The organism is Mycolicibacterium insubricum, from assembly GCF_010731615.1.
Lineage (GTDB): Bacteria > Actinomycetota > Actinomycetes > Mycobacteriales > Mycobacteriaceae > Mycobacterium > Mycobacterium insubricum.
The window spans coordinates 102,100-120,303 of the sequence record NZ_AP022618.1; the positions used below are offsets into that span (position 1 = coordinate 102,100).

Sequence of the window (18,204 nt, forward strand, 5' to 3'; positions counted from 1 at the left end):
GGTGGAGACCACCGAGGTGCGGGTGCTGCTGGTCGACGACCAGGATCTGGTGCGGTCCGGGTTACGCCGGATCCTGCGTCGCAAGGATGGTTTCGTCGTCGTCGACGAATGCGCCGACGGTGACGAGGTGCCGGCGGCGGTCGCCGCGCACGCCCCCGACGTCGTGGTGATGGACCTGCGGATGAAACGGGTCGGCGGCATCGAGGCGACCCGGCGGGTGGTGGCCGGCGGCGGGCCGCCCGTGCTGGCTCTGACCACTTTCAACGAGGACGAGCTGCTGTCGGAGGCGTTGCGGGCCGGTGCGGCGGGGTTCGTGCTCAAGGACTCCTCCGCCGAGGAGTTGATCCGCGCCGTGCATGCCGTCGCCCGCGGTGATGCCTACCTGGATCCGGCGGTGACCGGCCGGGTGCTGGACACCTACCGCAGCGCGCCGAGTTCCCCGGCGCCGATCGCCGCCGTCGCCGAGCTGACCTCGCGGGAACTCGACGTGCTGATCCAGGTCGCGCGGGGCCTATCGAACTCGGAGATCGCCGGCGAGCTGTTCATCACCGAGGTGACGGTGAAGAGTCACATCGGGCGGATCTTCGTGAAGCTCGGGCTGCGGGATCGCGCCGCGGCGATCGTTTACGCCTACGAGAACGGGATCGTCGCGCCGGGCTAGGGCGATTCGGCGAGGGGAAGCCGGGACCGCCCCATCATCCGGGGCGATTCGGCGAGGCTCGGCGGAGTGGACGCGAGCGCAGCGAGTGGCCGCGGAGCCGAGGGGAAGCCGGGACCGCCCCATCGAACCGGAGCCTTAGACCTCGCCGATGTCGCCGATGTGACCGCGCAGCGAGGCCCGGCCGTCGGCCAGGTGGTAGGTGACGCCGACGACGGCCAGGCTGCCGTTCTCCACGCCCTCCTTGATCGCGGCGGATCGGGCGAGCAGCTGGGTGCTGGTCTCCAGCACGTGGCGTGCCTCGAACTCGTCCACGGTCTTCAGCCCGTCGCGACGGCCGAGCAGAACCGAGGAGGTGACCCGCTCGACGACGTCGCGGATGTAGCCGGGCGGGATCTCGCCGCCGTCCACCACGTCGAGGGCGGCCCGCACTGCGCCGCAGCTGTCGTGGCCGAGCACCACGATCAGCGGAACGTTGAGGATGGTGACGGCGTATTCGATGGAGCCCAGCACCGCCGAATCGAGCACATGCCCGGCGGTGCGCACCACGAACATGTCGCCCAGGCCCTGGTCGAAGATGATTTCGGCGGCCACCCGGGAGTCGCCGCAACCGAACACCACCGCGGTCGGCTTCTGGTTGGCGGCCAGGCTGGCGCGATGGTCGATGCTCTGACTGGGGTGTTCGGGCCGGCCGGCGACGAAGCGCTCGTTACCCTCCCTGAGTGCCTTCCACGCGGAGATCGGATTCGAATTGGGCATACCTGACATAGTGCCCTGCGGCTCGGCCCAGCGCGAGCTCGACGCAGGCGAACTGCTGTCCTGGTTCGACGTGCACGGCCGCGACCTGCCCTGGCGCGACGCCGGGGTGAGCGCCTGGCAGATCCTGGTCAGCGAGTTCATGCTGCAGCAGACGCCGGTGTCCCGGGTGCTGCCGATCTGGCTGGAGTGGGTGGCGCGCTGGCCGACCCCGTCGGCGACGGCGGCCGCGGGTTCGGCCGATGTACTGCGCGCCTGGGGCAAGCTGGGCTATCCGCGGCGGGCCAAATGGCTGCACGAGTGCGCGGTGGTGATCGCCGCCGAGCACGACGACGTGGTGCCCGACGACGTCGCGACGCTGCTGGCGCTGCCGGGCATCGGCAGCTACACCGCGCGGGCGGTGGCCTGTTTCGCCTACCGCCGGCCGGTTCCCGTCGTCGACACCAATGTGCGACGGGTGGTGGCCCGGGCGATCGACGGCGTCGCCGGGCCGGGCTCCCCCGCCCCCGTGCGCGACGAGGCGGCGGTGGCCGCGCTGCTGCCCGACGACGACGTCGCGCCCCGGTTCTCGGCGGCGCTGATGGAGCTGGGTGCGCTGGTGTGCACGGCCCGCAACCCCAAGTGCGGGGTGTGCCCGTTGTCGTCGTGCGCCTGGCGCGAGGCCGGATACCCGGCGTCTAAGGCCCCGGCGCGGCGGGTGCAGCGATACGCGGGCACCGACCGGCAGGTCCGCGGGCGGCTGCTGGACGTGCTGCGCGAATCCGATGGCCCGGTCACCCGCGCGCAGCTGGATCTGGCCTGGACCTCCGACACCGCCCAGCGGGACCGGGCGCTGGATTCGCTGCTGGTCGACGGGCTGGTGGAGCAGACCTCCCAGGGTCTGTTCGCGCTGGCCGGCGAGGGTTAGAGAGCGCGCAGGAAGTCGCTGACTTCGCGGCGGTAGATCTGCGGGGCGTCGTCGTGGATGAGGTGCCCGGCATCGGGAACCCGCAGGTAGCGGACTCGACGGCCCTGGCCCTCGGCGATCTCGGCCATCTTCGCCATCTGCCCGGGCGGGGCCACCGAGTTGCCGGCCTCCAACAGCAGAGCCGGTGCCCGCACCGCCGACCACTGGCCCCAGTAGTCGCGGGTGCCCCACTCGGCGGCAATGTCCAGCCAGTTCTGCGGATAGTCGTGCAGCCGCCAGCCGGTATCGGTGCGGTCGAAGGCCTCCAGGAAGTAGCGGCCGGCCACCGGGCCGAATTCGGCGACGACGGCGGCCTCGCTCTCGAATTCGACGGGCAGGGCGTGCACCCACGGTTCCCACGGGCCGGTGGTGCGGCCGACGAAATCGGGCGCCATGTCCTCCACGAGGATGCCCGCGACCAGGTCCGGGTCTTCGGCGGCCAGGCACCAGGAATGCAGCGACCCCATGGAATGCCCGATAAGCACCACTGGGCTGCCCAACGACCGGGCGGCGGCGCCGAGCTCGTCGACGAACACCTCGGTGCTGATGCGCGCCGGCCGGGCGGCGTCACGTCCGCGGTGCCACGGGGCGTCATAGCCGTACACCGCGCCGAACTCGGTGAGCCAGTCCAGCTGGCGTGTCCACGTCGTGCCGCGGCCCATCAGTCCGTGCACGAGCAGCAGCGGGCGGCCGTAGCCGCCGAGGTGCGTGGGTTCTTTCGACATGCTGGCCGCCAGCCTAGAACGCGCGCCCGGGTAACCTGGCGGGCATGGCTGTTGTGAAGATCAATGCAATCGAGGTGCCCGAAGGTGCCGGGCCGGAGCTGGAGAAGCGATTCGCCAACCGCGCGCACTCCGTGGACGGCCAGCCCGGTTTCCTGGGGTTCCAGCTGCTGCGCCCGGTCGCCGGTGACGACCGTTACTTCGTGGTGACCCAGTGGGAGTCCGACGAGGCGTTCCGCGCCTGGGCCGACGGCCCGGCCCGTGCCGCCCACCAGGGCGAGCACAAGCCGCAGCCGGTGGCCACCGGGGCGTCCCTGCTCGAATTCGAGGTTGTGCTCGACGTTGCAGGCTCGGGCAAGTAAGCGTCTCACCGGGCGGTTCGGCGAGCGCAGGCGGAGCCGAAGCGAAACCGGGATCGCCCGCGACAGTAGCCGCCGGTTCGGCGCGGCGCTGACCTGTGCCGTGCTGGCGGTCAGCACCCTGGACGGCTGCACGTCGGGTTCCACGCCGTCGGCGCAGGCCCGCAACTCCGTGCACATCAGCATCGGTACGCCCCAGGGGGTGCGGGCCCAGCAGGTGGTCGACATGCTCAACTCCGACTGGCCGATCGGCACCGACTCCGTCAAGACCCTGGCCGGTCCCGACCAGGTTGACTTCGTCGCCGGAGCGATGGACCTGCTGTGGTGGGAGCGCCCGTACACCGTCGCCGACATCGAGTACGGGGCCAGCAGCGCCGAGCTGACCCTGAATACCAGCTACGGCGGGCAGCAGTTGATCAGCCTGCGCGTCAACGACGACTCCAGCTTCGTGGACCGGTTCTCGGTGTCCACTCCGGCGCCGCCGATCCACTCCTGGGCCGACGTGAACAGCGTGCTGGACCGTTCCGGCGCCCGCTATTCCTGGCGAGTGTCGAAGATCGTCGACGGCAACTGCGAGCAGCTCGCCGGGGCGCACACCGATCTGTCGCTGCCGCTGTCCTCGATCTTCAAGACCTACGTGCTCTACGCGGTGGCCGAGGAGGTCGTCGCCGGCCGGTTGGCCTGGGACGACGAGGTCACCGTCACCGTCGACGCGAAGGCCAACGGATCCTCGGCATTCGACCACCTCAAGCCCGGCGATCGGATCCCGGTGCGCCTGGCCGCGGAGAAAATGATCGCCAACAGCGACAATATGGCCACCGACCTGCTGATCGAGAAGGTCGGCCGGCACGCCGTGGAGCGCGCGCTGGCCGACGCGGGTCACCACGACCCGGCGTCGATGACCCCGTTCCCGACCATGCACGAGCTGTTCTCCATTGGCTGGGGCAAGCCCGACCTGCGCGAGCAGTGGCGCGACGGGGACAAGGCGACGCGCAACCGGATGCTGCGCGAGGCGGACGCGCGCCGCTACGTCGACGACCCGATGCGCGCCCACACCCCCGCCTCCCCCTACGGGGTGCAGTGGTACGGCAGCGCCGAGGACATCTGCCGGATCCAGACCGCGTTGCAGCGGATCGCCGTCGGGCCGGCCACGCCGGTGCGCGACATCATGTCGACGATTCCCGGCATCGACCTGGACCGTACCCAGTGGCCCTACATCGGCGCCAAGGCCGGGAACCTGCCGGGGGACTTGACCTACAGCTGGTACGCGGTGGATCGCGCCGGGACACCGTGGGTGGTCAGCCTGCAGACCAGCTGGGACACCTTCCACGGCGCGCGGACCGCGGCCTGGCTGATGGGTGTGGTGAAAGGCATGTTCGCGCTCATCCCCCAGCGCTGAGCCCGGACGCGGCCTCGCCGGTACGGAATGGTGACCGGTGGCGGCCTTCATCTGGATAATCCGCACGAATGCGCTGTGCGGTCACCATTTGGTATTGCTATCGCCTTTCAGACCCGCAGGGTCCACACCGCGGCTCGCCGATGCAGCACAGTTTTGCCGGCGGGCGGCACATCGATACGCCAGAACGACTCCGGTGGGGCGGCCAGCGCGATCAGGATCGCGGCCCGGACCACCGCCGGGTGGGTGACGGCGACGGTCCGCCCGGGCTGAAGCGCATCCATCCAGGCGCGCACCCGGTCGATGACGCCGAGGATCGATTCACCGCCGTGCGGGGCGGCGCCCGGTTCGCTCAGCCAGGCCATCAGGTCCGCCGGTGCCGGCTCGTCGAGGCTCCGGCCCCGCCAGTCGCCGGTATCCAGATCGGCAAGTTCGGGAAGGACCGAGGCGGACAGGCCGGCCAGCTCGGCGGTATGCCGGACCCGCAGTTCCGGCCCGCAGCAGGAGCGGTCGGCCCGCAGCTCGCCGAGGTCGTCGACTTGGCGGCGGCCCAGCTCGCTGAGCGGCTCGTCGGCGGGGAACCGCCCGGCCGCCATGGCGTCGGTCATGCCGTGTGACACCAGGGTCAGCCGGACGATGCCGGGCGCCTCCGCTATGCGGCCACCGTTTCGCTGCGGTCACCCAGCAGGCGACGGGCGAACGGCGCAAAGCCCAGCGCGATTGTCGCCCACAGGATGATCTGTGCCCCGATCGAATACAGCCGGAAGTAGTACAGATCATCGGCCGGGAATCCCGGGAACACGATGTTGCCCGCTGCGTCCTTCAACGGCTGCGGAGTCTCCGTCGCGTAGTCGCCGTATTCGGCGACATTGGTGCTCAGCTGGCCCAGCGACGGCAGCGCCAGCATCACGATTCCGACGATGACGATGAACGCCGCACCGGCCAGCAGAGCCGCGTTCCAGTTGCCGAAGCGCTCGGTCAGCCGTCGCGCGAGCCACACGGCGAACACCAGTGCCGCGATGGACACCACCACCATCAGCAGATACAGGCCGGTCCGGGCCCGGATAGTGTCCTCGTGGCCGACCGCCGGCGGGTTGGCCGGGTACTTGAGGAACGGCACCAGGTAGAGCACGAAGAACATCGCCCCGGCCAGCACCAGCGTCAGGTTCGTCGGGTTCAGCGAGCTGTACCGCCCGTACAGGACGGTGTAGAGCACCGCGAACAGCAGGCCCATGGCGAAGCCGAACGCGATGATGCCGACGGCGATGCCGAAGTTGCTCTGTACCGCGCGGGTGAACAGTTCCGCGCCGTCCCCGTGGCTGTGTCCGCCGGCAGCCGCCTCGAGTTTGTGCTGGGCCTCGTCACGGCCCTCTTCGTACTCGATGGCGCGCTGGATGATGGGCTCGGCGAAGATCCGGGCGAAAACGAATGCGAGCAGACCGCCGAGTGCGCCCAGCAGGCCACCGCGCAGAATGATTCTGCGTTCCATGGTTGTCGTCGGCTCTCAGTGGCAGGGGAAGCCGAGGAAATGACGGGCGTCGTGCACGAACTCGTGCACGTGCATGTCGTCACCGAAGATCGACACCGCGCCCTGGTCGATACCGACGAAGTAGTAGATGAGCAGCGCCAGCACTGTCGCGCCGCTGAGCCACGCCGCCGCCGCGGCGGCACTCAGATCGATGGCCCGGCCGGCGGGCACGTTCGCGGTTGTCATGAGCGTCTCCTAGGCGGGATATCGCGTCCCGATTGCAGGTGACGGGTTTCGGGTCTGACTGTCACAGTGGCGCGCCCGCCCGGAATCACACCGGTTTTCCTCGACCCGTCTGGGTACCGGAACAGCATAGGCGGTACCCAGACGGGACGGGAAACTATTCAGCCGCGGTGGCCGCCAGGTCCGGCTCGTCGGTGGCGATCGCCTTCGGCGCACCCGCGAAGGTGAACTTGGCGTCCTCGCCGGAGCCCTCGCCGTCCCAGCCCTCGACGTCGACGGTGACGACCTGTCCGGGCCCGACCTCGTCGAACAGGATCTTCTCGCTCAGCGCGTCCTCGATCTCGCGCTGGATGGTGCGGCGCAGCGGCCGTGCACCCAGCACCGGGTCGAATCCGCGCTTGGCCAGCAGCGACTTGGCGGAGTCGGTGAGCTGCAGGTCCATGTCCTTGTTCTTCAGCTGCTTGGTCACCCGGCCGACCATGAGATCGACCATCTCGATGATCTCGTCCTGGGTCAGCTGGTGGAAGACGATGATGTCGTCGATCCGGTTGAGGAATTCGGGGCGGAAGTGCTTCTTGAGCTCGTCGTTGACCTTGAGCTTCATCCGCTCGTAGTTGTTCTCACCGCCACCGGAGGTGAAGCCCAACCCGACCGCCTTGGAGATGTCGGAGGTGCCCAGGTTGGAGGTGAAGATCAGCACGGTGTTCTTGAAGTCGACCGTGCGGCCCTGGCCGTCGGTCAGGCGCCCGTCTTCGAGCACCTGCAGCAGGGTGTTGTAGATCTCCGGGTGTGCCTTCTCGATCTCATCGAACAGCACCACCGAGAACGGCTTGCGGCGCACCTTCTCGGTGAGCTGGCCGCCCTCCTCGTAGCCGACGTACCCCGGAGGGGCACCGAAGAGCCGGGAGGCGGTGAACCGGTCGTGGAACTCGCCCATGTCGATCTGGATGAGCGCGTCGTCGTCGCCGAACAGGAATTCCGCCAGCGCCTTGGAGAGCTCGGTCTTCCCGACGCCGGACGGGCCGGCGAAGATGAACGAGCCCGACGGGCGCTTGGGGTCCTTGAGGCCGGCGCGGGTGCGGCGGATGGCCTTGGAGACGGCCTTGACGGCGTCCTCCTGGCCGATGATCCGCTTGTGCAGTTCGTCTTCCATCCGCAGCAGGCGGCTGGTCTCGGCCTCGGTCAGCTTGAACACCGGGATGCCGGTCCAGTTGCCGAGCACCTCGGCGATCTGCTCGTCGTCGACTTCGGCGACCACGTCGAGATCACCGGAGCGCCACTGCTTTTCCCGCTCGGCGCGCTGGGTGACCAGCTGCTTCTCCTTGTCGCGCAGGCTCGCGGCCTTCTCGAAGTCCTGGGCGTCGATCGCCGATTCCTTCTCCCGGCGGGCGTCGGCGATCTTCTCGTCGAACTCGCGCAGGTCCGGCGGCGCGGTCATCCGGCGGATGCGCATCCGGGCGCCGGCCTCGTCGATCAGGTCTATCGCCTTGTCCGGCAAAAACCGGTCGTTGATGTAGCGGTCGGCCAGGGTCGCGGCGGCGACCAGCGCACCGTCGGTGATGGAGACCCGGTGGTGCGCCTCGTACCGGTCGCGCAGGCCCTTGAGGATCTCGATGGTGTGCTCGACGGTCGGCTCGCCCACCTGCACCGGCTGGAACCGGCGCTCCAGGGCGGCGTCCTTCTCGATGTACTTGCGGTACTCGTCGAGGGTGGTGGCGCCGATGGTCTGCAGTTCGCCGCGGGCCAGCTTCGGCTTCAGGATCGAAGCGGCGTCGATGGCGCCCTCGGCCGCGCCGGCACCGACCAGGGTGTGCAGCTCGTCGATGAACAGGATGATGTCGCCGCGGGTGTTGATCTCCTTGAGAACCTTCTTCAGGCGCTCCTCGAAGTCACCGCGGTAGCGGCTGCCGGCCACCAGGGACCCCAGGTCCAGGGTGTAGAGCTGCTTGTCCTTGAGCGTCTCGGGCACCTCGCCGTTGACGATGGCCTGCGCCAGGCCCTCGACGACGGCGGTCTTGCCGACGCCCGGCTCGCCGATGAGCACCGGGTTGTTCTTGGTGCGACGGCTCAGCACCTGCATGACCCGCTCGATTTCCTTCTCCCGGCCGATCACCGGGTCGAGCTTGCCCTCCATGGCGGCGGCGGTCAGGTTGCGGCCGAACTGGTCGAGGACCAGCGAGGTCGACGGGGTGCCTGCCTCGCCGCCGCGGCCACCGGTACCGGCCTCGGCGGTCTCCTTACCCTGGTAGCCACTCAGCAGCTGGATTACCTGCTGGCGCACCCGGGTCAGTTCGGCGCCGAGCTTGACCAGCACCTGGGCGGCGACGCCCTCGCCCTCACGGATCAGGCCGAGCAGAATGTGCTCGGTGCCGATGTAGTTGTGGCCGAGCTGCAGCGCCTCACGCAGGCTGAGCTCCAGCACCTTTTTGGCGCGCGGGGTGAACGGGATGTGCCCGGACGGTGCCTGCTGGCCCTGGCCGATGATCTCCTCGACCTGGCTGCGCACGCCCTCCAGCGAGATGCCGAGCGATTCCAGCGACTTGGCGGCGACACCCTCGCCCTCGTGGATCAGGCCCAGCAGGATGTGCTCGGTGCCGATGTAGTTGTGGTTGAGCATCCGGGCCTCTTCCTGGGCCAGGACGACAACACGACGGGCGCGGTCGGTGAATCTTTCGAACATCAGCGGTTACCTGCTCTCCTCGACTCGGGCGACCTCTTGATCCCACTCTAGTGGGCCGCCTCCCGAGCTGCCTTACCTTGGGCTACCCGCACAGGGGTACCCCGCTTGCATTTGGCAACGTCGGGACCCCGTCAGATGCTTCCGGCGGCCGGGTTGCTTCGCCACAGGCGAAACTCCCCAACCGCCGGAGAGGTGGGTGCGGCTACACCGAGGCGTGGTAGGCCTCGACGATCTCGGCGGAGATGCGCCCGCGGCTGGAGACGTTGTGGCCGTTCTTGCGGGCCCATTCGCGGATCGCGGCGCTCTGCTCACGGTCGATGCTGGCGCGGCCCCGTCCGCCCGAGGTCGGAGCTCCGCCCGGGCCGCCGCGGCCGCGCCGGCGTCCACCGGTGCGACGCCCGGCGTCCACCCACTTCTTCAGGTCGCTGCGCAATTTCGCGGCATTCTTGGCCGACAGGTCGATCTCGTAGTTGACGCCATCCAACGCGAATTCGACGGTTTCGTCGGCATCCGCGCCGCCATCGAAATCGTCGACCAGCGTGACGGTGACCTTTTTCGCCATAATAGGGGACAACCTTTCAACGGGGGTGAATTTCCCGTCAATGTACACCGCTATTGCTACTCGGCGGTAATTGCGACATTCCTCACACGTGGCGTCGGACAATCGGAAACAAAACGGTTTCCCGAATTGACAGCCCGGTCAGTGCCATCAACAGACGATCGAGTCCCATTCCGGTGCCGGTGGTCGGCGGCATCGCGTATTCGAGGGCGGCCAGGAAATCCTCGTCGAGCACCATTGCCTCGTCGTCACCGGCCGCAGCCGCCCGGGCCTGGGCGACGAACCGCTCACGCTGCACGATCGGATCGATCAACTCCGAATAGCCGGTGGCCAATTCGAATCCGCGGACGTAGAGGTCCCACTTCTCGGTCACCCCGGGGATACTGCGGTGCTGGCGGACCAGCGGGGTGGTCTCCACCGGGAAGTCGCGGACGAACGTCGGCGCACTCAACGTGTCGCCAACGGCGTGCTCCCACAGTTCTTCCACCAATTTCCCGTGCCCGTAGCCGCGGTCGCGCGGGATTTCCACACCGAGCCGATCCGCGATGGACCACAGATGCTCCGCGGAAGTATCCGGGGTGATTTCCTCACCGAGCGCCGCCGACAGCGACGGGTACATTTCCAGGACCTTCCATTCCCCATCAAGATCGTAGTGACTGCCGTCGGGCAACAGCACCGACCGGGTGCCCAGTGCCTCGTCGGCGACCTCCTGAATTACCTCGCGGGTGGTGATCGCGGAGTCGTTGTAATCGCCGTAGGCCTGATAAGTCTCCAGCATGGCGAATTCCGGAGAATGGGTGGAATCGGCACCCTCGTTGCGGAAGTTGCGATTCAGTTCGAATACCCGGTCCAGGCCGCCGACGACGCAGCGCTTGAGGAACAGCTCCGGGGCGATCCGCAGGTAGAGATCGGTGTCCAGCGCGTTGGAATGGGTGACGAACGGTCGGGCCGCCGCGCCGCCGGGCTGGATCTGCAGCATCGGCGTCTCCACCTCGAGGAAGTCCCGGCGCTCCAGCGCGTTGCGCAGGGCACGGACCACCTTGATTCGGGTGCGGGCGGTGTCGCGGGCGGCGGGGCGCACGATGAGGTCGACGTAGCGCTGCCGGACCCGGGATTCCTCGTTCATCTCCTTGTGCGCGACGGGCAGGGGGCGCAGCGCCTTGGCCGCCATCTGCCACGAGTCGGCCAGCACCGACAGTTCCCCGCGCCGCGAGCTGATCACCTCGCCGTGCACGAACACGATGTCGCCGAGGTCGACGTCGGCCTTCCAGGCGGCCAGCGCGTCCTCGCCCACCCCGGCCAGGCTGATCATCGCCTGCAGCTGGGTGCCGTCACCGTCCTGCAGGGTGGCGAAGCACAGTTTCCCGGAGTTGCGGGCGAACACCACCCGGCCGGCGACGCCGACCTGCTCGCCGGTGGCGGTGTCGGCCGCCAGGACGGGATGGGCGGCGCGGACCTGGGCCAAGGTGTGGGTGCGCGGCACCGTGACCGGGTACGGGTCGACGCCCTCTGCCAGCAGCCGCTCCCGCTTGGCCTGCCGGATGCGGTACTGCTCGGGCAGGTCGTCGTCGATATCAGCGGCGCTCACGTCCTGGGAGCCTATCGGGGTGCGGTCAGGAGAACACGAAGGGGCGCTCGCCGGTGTTCGCGCGCCCGGCGCCGTCGGCGACCGGATCGACCACCTGGCCGAAGTCGAGCTTGACGATCCGGTCGGCGCAGCGGAAGTACCGGTCGTCGTGGGTGATGACGACGACGGTCTTCCCGCGCCGGGCCAGGTCCGGGACGATCTCGGTGTAGAAGACGTCGCGGAATCTCGGTTCCTGGTCGGCGGCCCACTCGTCGAACACGTACACCGCCCGATCCTCCAGCAGCGCGGTCAGCAGCGCCAGCCGTTTGCGCTGTCCCTGGGACAGGTCCACGGTGGACAGCCGGCCGTCGGCGACGGTGACCTTGTGCGCGATCTGCAGCCGCTCCAGCAGGTCCCGGACCTCCTGGTCCAGCCCGGGCCGGTCCATGCCCAGGTAGTCCTCGAACAGGAAGAAGTCGGTGAACACCGCCGCGCAGTTCTGCCGCAGCAGCTCGACGTTGCCGCCGGTGACCGGGACGCCGTTGACGGCGATCTGGCCGGCGGCCGGGGTGTAGAGGCCGGTGATCAGCTTGGCGAGGGTGGATTTGCCGCTGCCGTTGCCGCCGACGACGAAGGTGATCTGGCCGGGTTCGAACACCAGGTCCAGCGGGCCGAGGTGGAATCCGGCCGGCGGCGGGCCCGGCGGCGGCATTCCCGGCATCCCCGGGGCGCCGGGTGCTCCCGCCGGGCCGGGCGGTCCGGCGGGAGCGCCGGGGGGCGGGCCGAAGCCGGCGGGCGGGGGGCCGTGGTGGGCTCCCGGCGGTGGCGGTGGCATGCCCGGCAGCGGTGCCTCGCCGTGATAGGTGTAGCCCACCCCGGTCAGTTCCAGCCGGGCCAGCTCCAACTGCGGCACGCCGTCGACGTCGACCTCGCGGCCCTCGGGCGGGTTGGCGATGGACAAGTTCAGCGCGTTGATCTTGGCCAGCGCCACGTCGCCGCGCAGCAGGTCGGGGATGCGCTGCATGAAGTTCTGCATCGGCATCGCCAGGTACATGGTGATCAGCACGTAGCCGACCATCACCGGCCGCGGCAGGCTCAGCGCGGTGGCCAGCACGAACAGCACCGTCGCCATGGTCACCAGCTGCAGAACCCGCCCGTAGCCGTGGGCGATGGCGAAACCGCTCTCCGCCGAGACGTTTGCCTCACGCAGGTCGGCGGCCGCGCCCAGCAGGTGGCGGTCCAGGAAGTCGGCGCGGCGGCCGCGGTGCAGCTTGAGTTCCTTGATGCCGACGGTCATCGACTGGAACGCCCGCAGCAGCGAGTCCTCGTGTTCGCGGGCCCGCTGGTAGGTGCGCCGGATCCGGCGCAGCGCCAGTTCGACGCCGAAGATGCCGGCCAGCGTGCCGCCGACCATCACCGCGAAGATGGGTCCGGACAGGATCGCCAGGAACACCAGGCAGCCGGCGATGGTCACCAGATCGACGCAGACGCTCGGGATGGCGCTGACCGCCCCGGACAGGGTGCGGATGTCCTCGGTCAGCGTCGCGATCAGCCGGTGCGAGCCGAGCCGTTCCAGGTGTTCCAGGGGTGCCGCGAGGACCCCGGAGCTGAGCTGGGCCCGCATGGCGAAGATGGCCCGCTGGGTGAGCCGGATCAGCAGGATCTGTGAGACGACGCTGCCGGCCAGCGCGATGGCCGCGGTCACCGCGAACCAGGCTGGTTTGGTGGGCGCCCCGTCGGGCGCCAGTACGCCGCTGATCAGCGACAGCAGATAGGTGTTGGCGATCCCGCTGACCAGGCCGGCCAGCATGACCACCAGGATGCGGGACGAGGAAATCCTGAACAGGAATCTGATCGTCTTCATCGCGGCACCTCCTCTCGGTTCTGGGCGCTATTCGGTTCTGGGCGCTTCGGTGATTTCAGCGGCGGATGATGTCGAATAGCATGCCCTCCAGGGCCACCCCGGGCCCGAAGGAGAACGCCACCCCGGTGGAGATGGTCGAGTCCGCATCCTCCTGGGCGACAAGGTGTTCCAGGACGAAAAGCAGCGCGACGCTGAGCAGGTTGCCGTAACCGGCAAGCACGTCCCAGCTGGCGGCGGCAACCTCGGGGGCCACGCCGAGTGAGCGCACCGACTCGGAGATGATCTTCGGGCCGCCCGGATGGATGGCCCACGCGTCGATGTCGGCGATACCCAGGTCGTGCGGCGCCAGCGCGGCCGTCACCGCCGGGCGCACCCCGGCCAGGATGTAGTCGGGCAGGTCCGGCGACAGCTCGCAGGTGATCCCGTTGTGGTTGACGCCCAGCACGATTCCGTCGGCCGCGTCGTCGAACAGATGAGTGAAGGTGTCCCGGATGACCACCTTGCCCGGGCTCAGCGGGTGCTGCACAGCGCCGGCGCCGATCACCACCGCGGCGGCGCCGTCACCGAACAGCGAGTGGGTGATGATGTCGTTGACGTCGTCGGCGAACGCCGCGTTGACCGACGACATCTCCAGGCACACCAGCAGGGCCTTGCGGTCCGGGTGCGCACGGACGTAGTCGGATGCGGTGCGGATGCCGTTCATCGCCGCCGCGCAGCCCATGAAGTTGACCACCAGCCGCGATACCGTCGGGCTCAGGCCCAGACCCCGGATGACGGCGACGTCGACGCCGGGTGCGATGAAGCCGGTGCTGGTGACGAACACCAGCAGCCCGATGTCGGCGGCCGCGCCGGGGACCGCGGCCACCGCCCGGCCGGCGACGTCGACGGCCAGCGGGGCGGCGTGGGCGTAGAACAGGTTCATCCGCTCGCGGATATTGGCCGGAGTCGTTCGGACGCCGGTGAATTCGTCGTCGATCGGGTCGACGGCCAGATGCCGGGTGTTGACCATGGTGTTGCGGTGGATCCGGGTGACGCGCTCACGCTGGGTGGGGTCGGCGAACAGCGCGGCGGTGCGCACCGCGGCGTCGTTCTGGTCGACCACTCGGGCCGGGGCGCCGGTGGCGATGCTCTCGATCACCGCGATGCTGCTCGGCGGGGCCGGGGGCAGTGCGCCGACTAGTGGTGCAACGCGTTCGGCGAGCGGAGCCTCGGTCTGCTGCATGGGGTACTCCTGTCCGCGAATCATCTCGGCCGCCTATACCGTGCCGATGCCGAAACCGGCTTTGGCGTAGTCGAATCCGTTCTTCCAGGCCGACGGTGACACGTGCTCGCGCAGCACGCCCCAACCCCGGTCCTGCGCCTGGCGCGACGGTGTGGTCAGGTATCCGCGGGCCAGTTTCGGCAGCCGGTCGGTCAGGAAGCTCTTGGCCGGTAGCCATTCGATGCCGGACTTGGCCGCCTCCTCGCGGACCATGTCCTCGCAGGCGATGTTGGCGTAACCGCTGCGCTGGAACGGGAGTGCGTGGTGCACCCGGTGCGAGCTCAGCCCAGCCGACAGGAAGCAGTCGACGTAGCGGTTGCCGATCACCTTGAGGTCGTAGGACTTCTCGATCTGGTGCGCGGCCCATTCCCCGTCGCACAGGCCGGGTCCCTGTTCGGGGCCGCTGGGCTTCTCCGGGGCGATGTCGACGTCCTCGTCGAAATCGTGGCTGGCGACGATCAGGAAGGTGCTCACCCACAGCGTCACAACGAACTGCAGTGTCCAGGCCAGCCAGTTGCCGGTGGCCACGAAGATCACCAGTTCGCCGATCAGCAGGATCCGCACCAGTGCCGATCCGGCGAAGTGTGCCATCGCGTTCCGGGTTCCGCCGTAGGCCTCGTCCACCCCGACCTTGCGGGTGATCCAAGCGACGTCGACGATCCGCAGCGGCATGCCGACGATCAGGTGCCCGAACTTGTGCAGCGTGTGCACCGGGATCCGCAGTAGCCGCGGCAGGCCCATCATCATGGTGAACACGTTGCGCTTGATGTCCACCTCACTCTGGGTGTGCGGGTGGTGCAACATGATGTGCCCGTCGATGGTGACCAGCGTCAGCGCCACGTAGTTCATGTCAAAGGCGTTGGCCAGCAGTCGGGTCGGGCCGCGTTGCGCGCGGTGGATGGCGTAGTGGCCGTAGCCGGCCAGCGCAGAGCGGAGCGCCACCATGGCCAGCACGAACACCGGCAGCGCATACCAGCCCGCGGCCGCCAGCCAGCCGGGGCGGGCCAGCCACAGGCCCTGCACGGCGAAGTAGCCGAGCAGGACCAGGGCCGCCACCAGGTTGAACACCCGATCGGCCCGCCGCACCCGCGCCGCCAGCGCCGGCTCCTTGAGCCGGGCCTTGAGCCGGTGCAGCAGGTCCTCACGGTCGGAGAACCGGTATCTCGGGGTGTCTCGCCAGCTGTTGAAGTCCGGGGTGAACAGGAACGCCGGGGCGTTGTTCTTCGGGTGCACGTCCTCGGGAACCGCGGGGCGGTCAAGGGCGTAGCGCTCCAACAGTCTTTCGATCTTCTCCGGGGCCACGTGGCTGGCGTTGACCAGCGACGTGATGTCCCGGTTTTTCGAGCGGCCGATGAAGAACGGTCCGCCCGGATGTTTGGCGATCCACTCGGTCAGGTCGTAGGCCCGGCCGTTGTACACCCACACGTCGGGCAGCGACGGCCCGCCGGGTGGACGTGACGGCGGAAGCGGGCGTTCGGCCACCTCCGAGATCTGGTCGGTCACGGTCCTACCCCTTGGGGTTGGGAATCTCGACCGGTTCGGCCCACTTCGAGAAGGTGGTCGTCACCGACCCCTTATCTTTTTCGATCTTGATCCGCACGACGTTCGGGCCCTTGCCCGACGACGGCTGCTCCGACGGGCTGGGATCCCCGGCGCCCGGCTGGGTTCCGGTGCCGACGTCGGCGATCCACACGGTGATCGGCAGGCTGCCGCCACCCAGGCCCAGGGTCGGGACGATGGTGTCGATGACGTCGGCGGGGATCTCGCCCTTGATCTGAACGGTCTTGATGCCGTCGATGGTCTCGGCGTCACCGGACTTGGGGTCGCTGATCGACTCCAGCACGTGCGCCAGGCCGCGGTCCTTGTCCAGCAGCACACCCGGGTCGTAGATCTTCTCGGAGTCCCCGACCTTCTTCCAGGTGCCGTCGTCGTTCTTGGTGTAGAAGGTCTTGTCGGTCACCAGGAAGTCGCCTTCCTCGAAGTCGGCGTCCTTGTCCCTGCGGAACTTCGCGTGCCCGACCGCGCTGCCCGCGCCCTGCGGCTGGTTGGTCACGCTGGCACTGACGCTGGCCAGCGGGAAGTTGCCGAGGTTTTCGGTGACCAGATCCAGGTGCAGCGACTGCAGGGTGGCGGTGGTGCGCGCACTCTCCTGGAGTACCTTCGCCGGATCCGGGGCGTTGGCCGGGTTCTGCGAGGACGCCGTGCTCGCCACGCTGCTGCTGGCCGAACTCGTCGCCTCGGACTTGTCAGAGTCGGAATGGCAGCCGGCCAGCGTCGCACCGATCAGTCCGGTCGCCAGGGCGGTGGCAACACCGGCGTGGAGACGCTTGTTGCCGCGGGTGATTTCGCTCAATTTTCTGCCTTTTCTTGTGAGGGACGATGGGACCGTTCCGGCGTCACAAAAAGACGCTAACACCGCACAGTACAAGGCAGAGGCGCAAATTTTAAGGGATCGAGCCAGCTAGTCAACGGTCGTTCCACCTGGGTTTTTGTGCCGGATCCGGCCGTTCTCCCGGTTGCGTTCATAGACCATCCGCAGGCCCTGCAAAGTGAGATCCGGGTCGAAGCGGGCCGGGGTGCGCAGCTCGTCGAGCAACAGCGGCGCGGTGTAGCCGGTGGCGACGACGGTGACGTCGGTGCCGTCGAATCCATCGACGTCCTCGCGGATTCGCCGGATGAGCCCGTCGACCAGGGCGGCGAAGCCGAACACCGCGCCGGCCTGCATGCATTCGACGGTGTTCTTGCCGATCACCGAGCGCGGCCGGGACAGCTCCACCCGGCGCAGTGCCGCCGACCGGGCCGCGGCGGCGTCCGAGGACACCTGGACGCCCGGAGCGATTGCCCCGCCGAGGAATTCACCCTTGGCCGAGACGACGTCGACCACGATCGAGGAACCGAAGTCCACGACGATCGCCGGTCCGCCGTAGTTCTGGTAGGCGGCAAGGCAATTGACGATCCGGTCGGCGCCGATCTCCTTGGGGTTGTCGACCAGCAGCGGGATCCCGGTCCGCACGCCCGGTTCGATCAGCACCGTCGGCACGCCCGCCCAGTACTGGCCGAGCATGACGCGCACCTCGTGCAGCACCGACGGCACCGTGGACAGCCCGACCGCGCCGGTCAGCCGTTCCCCGTCGTCACCGATCAGTCCGTCGAGGGTGAGGGCGAGTTCGTCGGCGGTAACCTCGGGTTCGGTCCTAATCCTCCAGTGCTGCACCACCTTTGCGTGCTCGCCCGATCCGGACACCAACCCGACGACGGTGTGGGTGTTGCGGACGTCGAGGGCCAGCAGCACTAGCGCAGCCCCCGCGGGGAGACCAGGCCGGCTGCTTCCGGCAGGTCCGGCACGAACGCCGCGTCGGCGCCCAGGTCGATCGGCCGGTTGTCGGCGTCGACGAACACCACCCTCGGCTGATAGCTGCGGGCCTCGGCGTCGTCGAGGACGGCGTAGGCGATCAGGATGACCATGTCGCCCGGGTGTACCAGGTGCGCCGCGGCTCCGTTGATCCCGATGATGCCGCTACCCGGTTCCCCGGTGATGGCGTAGGTGACCAGCCGGTTGCCATTGTCGATGTCGACGATGGTGACCTGCTCGCCTTCCAGCAGATCCGCGGCGGCCATCAGGTCGGCGTCGATGGTCACCGATCCGATGTAGTGCAGGTCGGCGTGGGTGACGGTGGCGCGGTGGATCTTCGACTTCAGCATGGTGCGCTGCATGGGGTTACTCC

18 protein-coding genes are annotated in these 18,204 nt (G+C 68.6%); 4 read left to right on the forward strand and 14 right to left on the reverse strand.

The window, feature by feature from the left end; all coding sequences use genetic code 11:
• The first annotated feature begins 1 nt into the window (after nt 1).
• Nucleotides 2-661: a response regulator gene (locus tag G6N16_RS00460; protein WP_083033633.1), complete on the forward strand. Its 660-nt coding sequence runs from the start codon at nt 2-4 to the stop codon at nt 659-661.
• Nucleotides 662-796: 135 nt separating this feature from the next.
• Here the strand turns inward: G6N16_RS00460 and G6N16_RS00465 are convergent, their stop codons facing one another.
• Nucleotides 797-1,417 carry a carbonic anhydrase gene (locus G6N16_RS00465; RefSeq protein WP_083033635.1) on the reverse strand — a complete coding sequence of 207 codons (621 nt, stop codon included), beginning with the start codon at nt 1,415-1,417 and terminating at the stop codon, nt 797-799.
• Between the two features lie 52 nt (nt 1,418-1,469).
• Between G6N16_RS00465 and G6N16_RS00470 the strand changes: the two genes are divergently transcribed.
• Complete coding sequence (locus tag G6N16_RS00470; protein ID WP_283165918.1) at nt 1,470-2,321, forward strand: iron-sulfur binding domain-containing protein; 852 nt, start codon at nt 1,470-1,472, stop codon at nt 2,319-2,321.
• Here the strand turns inward: G6N16_RS00470 and G6N16_RS00475 are convergent.
• Nucleotides 2,318-3,085 carry an alpha/beta fold hydrolase gene (locus G6N16_RS00475; RefSeq protein WP_083033636.1) on the reverse strand — a complete coding sequence of 256 codons (768 nt, stop codon included), beginning with the start codon at nt 3,083-3,085 and terminating at the stop codon, nt 2,318-2,320. The genes G6N16_RS00470 and G6N16_RS00475 overlap by 4 nt on opposite strands.
• A 44-nt stretch (nt 3,086-3,129) precedes the next feature.
• Here G6N16_RS00475 and G6N16_RS00480 point away from each other — a divergent pair, with 44 nt between their 5' ends.
• Both G6N16_RS00480 and G6N16_RS00485 read left to right on the forward strand, forming a co-directional pair.
• Entirely contained in the window at nt 3,130-3,444 is a 315-nt protein-coding gene (locus tag G6N16_RS00480; protein WP_083033638.1) for an antibiotic biosynthesis monooxygenase family protein, read from the forward strand.
• A gap of 52 nt (nt 3,445-3,496) precedes the next feature.
• Nucleotides 3,497-4,840 (forward strand): serine hydrolase, encoded by a 1,344-nt coding sequence (locus G6N16_RS00485; RefSeq protein ID WP_407663673.1) that lies wholly within the window; start codon nt 3,497-3,499, stop codon nt 4,838-4,840.
• A gap of 107 nt (nt 4,841-4,947) precedes the next feature.
• On the opposite strand, the gene G6N16_RS00490 is transcribed toward G6N16_RS00485, so the two are convergent.
• From G6N16_RS00490 to panD, 12 genes are all read right to left on the reverse strand, one after another.
• Nucleotides 4,948-5,493, reverse strand: coding sequence for a histidine phosphatase family protein (locus G6N16_RS00490; protein WP_407663674.1), 546 nt, complete (start codon nt 5,491-5,493; stop codon nt 4,948-4,950).
• Complete coding sequence (locus G6N16_RS00495) at nt 5,490-6,326, reverse strand: CbtA family protein (RefSeq protein ID WP_083033644.1); 837 nt, start codon at nt 6,324-6,326, stop codon at nt 5,490-5,492. The genes G6N16_RS00490 and G6N16_RS00495 overlap by 4 nt, the downstream gene beginning before the upstream one ends.
• Before the next feature lie 15 nt (nt 6,327-6,341).
• Nucleotides 6,342-6,551 (reverse strand): CbtB domain-containing protein, encoded by a 210-nt coding sequence (locus G6N16_RS00500; protein WP_083033647.1) that lies wholly within the window; start codon nt 6,549-6,551, stop codon nt 6,342-6,344.
• Nucleotides 6,552-6,705: 154 nt separating this feature from the next.
• Complete coding sequence (gene clpC1, locus G6N16_RS00505) at nt 6,706-9,228, reverse strand: ATP-dependent protease ATP-binding subunit ClpC (protein WP_083033650.1); 2,523 nt, start codon at nt 9,226-9,228, stop codon at nt 6,706-6,708.
• Nucleotides 9,229-9,430: 202 nt separating this feature from the next.
• A complete protein-coding gene (locus G6N16_RS00510; protein ID WP_083033652.1) occupies nt 9,431-9,790 on the reverse strand; it encodes a histone-like nucleoid-structuring protein Lsr2 in 360 nt (119 codons plus the stop codon).
• Nucleotides 9,791-9,872: 82 nt separating this feature from the next.
• On the reverse strand, nt 9,873-11,375 hold the full coding sequence (gene lysS / locus G6N16_RS00515; protein ID WP_083033654.1) for a lysine--tRNA ligase: 1,503 nt from the start codon (nt 11,373-11,375) through the stop codon (nt 9,873-9,875).
• 25 nt (nt 11,376-11,400) lie between these two features.
• Nucleotides 11,401-13,218: an ATP-binding cassette domain-containing protein gene (locus G6N16_RS00520; RefSeq protein ID WP_163787711.1), complete on the reverse strand. Its 1,818-nt coding sequence runs from the start codon at nt 13,216-13,218 to the stop codon at nt 11,401-11,403.
• A gap of 55 nt (nt 13,219-13,273) precedes the next feature.
• The gene (locus tag G6N16_RS00525; RefSeq protein WP_083033940.1) at nt 13,274-14,440 is read right to left on the reverse strand and encodes a type III polyketide synthase; all 1,167 of its coding nucleotides are present in this window, start codon (nt 14,438-14,440) and stop codon (nt 13,274-13,276) included.
• Nucleotides 14,441-14,473: 33 nt separating this feature from the next.
• Nucleotides 14,474-15,982 (reverse strand): fatty acid desaturase, encoded by a 1,509-nt coding sequence (locus G6N16_RS00530; protein WP_110810998.1) that lies wholly within the window; start codon nt 15,980-15,982, stop codon nt 14,474-14,476.
• A 4-nt stretch (nt 15,983-15,986) separates the two neighbouring features.
• Nucleotides 15,987-16,832, reverse strand: coding sequence for an LppX_LprAFG lipoprotein (locus G6N16_RS00535; protein WP_083033939.1), 846 nt, complete (start codon nt 16,830-16,832; stop codon nt 15,987-15,989).
• Nucleotides 16,833-16,940: 108 nt separating this feature from the next.
• Nucleotides 16,941-17,771 carry a type III pantothenate kinase gene (locus G6N16_RS00540; protein ID WP_163787712.1) on the reverse strand — a complete coding sequence of 277 codons (831 nt, stop codon included), beginning with the start codon at nt 17,769-17,771 and terminating at the stop codon, nt 16,941-16,943.
• Nucleotides 17,771-18,193 carry an aspartate 1-decarboxylase gene (gene panD, locus G6N16_RS00545; protein ID WP_083033991.1) on the reverse strand — a complete coding sequence of 141 codons (423 nt, stop codon included), beginning with the start codon at nt 18,191-18,193 and terminating at the stop codon, nt 17,771-17,773. Before panD ends, G6N16_RS00540 begins: the two co-directional genes overlap by 1 nt.
• Between the last annotated feature and the right edge of the window lie 11 nt (nt 18,194-18,204).

What these genes read in the sequence shown, in the direction of transcription:
- G6N16_RS00465 (WP_083033635.1), bottom strand. Translation starts at nt 1,417, where the DNA reads ATGCCCAATTCGAATCCGATCTCCGCGTGGAAGGCACTCAGGGAGGGT.
- G6N16_RS00475 (WP_083033636.1), bottom strand. Translation starts at nt 3,085, where the DNA reads ATGTCGAAAGAACCCACGCACCTCGGCGGCTACGGCCGCCCGCTGCTG.
- G6N16_RS00480 (WP_083033638.1), top strand. Translation starts at nt 3,130, where the DNA reads ATGGCTGTTGTGAAGATCAATGCAATCGAGGTGCCCGAAGGTGCCGGG.
- G6N16_RS00495 (WP_083033644.1), bottom strand. Translation starts at nt 6,326, where the DNA reads ATGGAACGCAGAATCATTCTGCGCGGTGGCCTGCTGGGCGCACTCGGC.
- G6N16_RS00500 (WP_083033647.1), bottom strand. Translation starts at nt 6,551, where the DNA reads ATGACAACCGCGAACGTGCCCGCCGGCCGGGCCATCGATCTGAGTGCC.
- clpC1 (WP_083033650.1), bottom strand. Translation starts at nt 9,228, where the DNA reads ATGTTCGAAAGATTCACCGACCGCGCCCGTCGTGTTGTCGTCCTGGCC.
- G6N16_RS00510 (WP_083033652.1), bottom strand. Translation starts at nt 9,790, where the DNA reads ATGGCGAAAAAGGTCACCGTCACGCTGGTCGACGATTTCGATGGCGGC.
- G6N16_RS00520 (WP_163787711.1), bottom strand. Translation starts at nt 13,218, where the DNA reads ATGAAGACGATCAGATTCCTGTTCAGGATTTCCTCGTCCCGCATCCTG.
- G6N16_RS00525 (WP_083033940.1), bottom strand. Translation starts at nt 14,440, where the DNA reads ATGCAGCAGACCGAGGCTCCGCTCGCCGAACGCGTTGCACCACTAGTC.
- panD (WP_083033991.1), bottom strand. Translation starts at nt 18,193, where the DNA reads ATGCAGCGCACCATGCTGAAGTCGAAGATCCACCGCGCCACCGTCACC.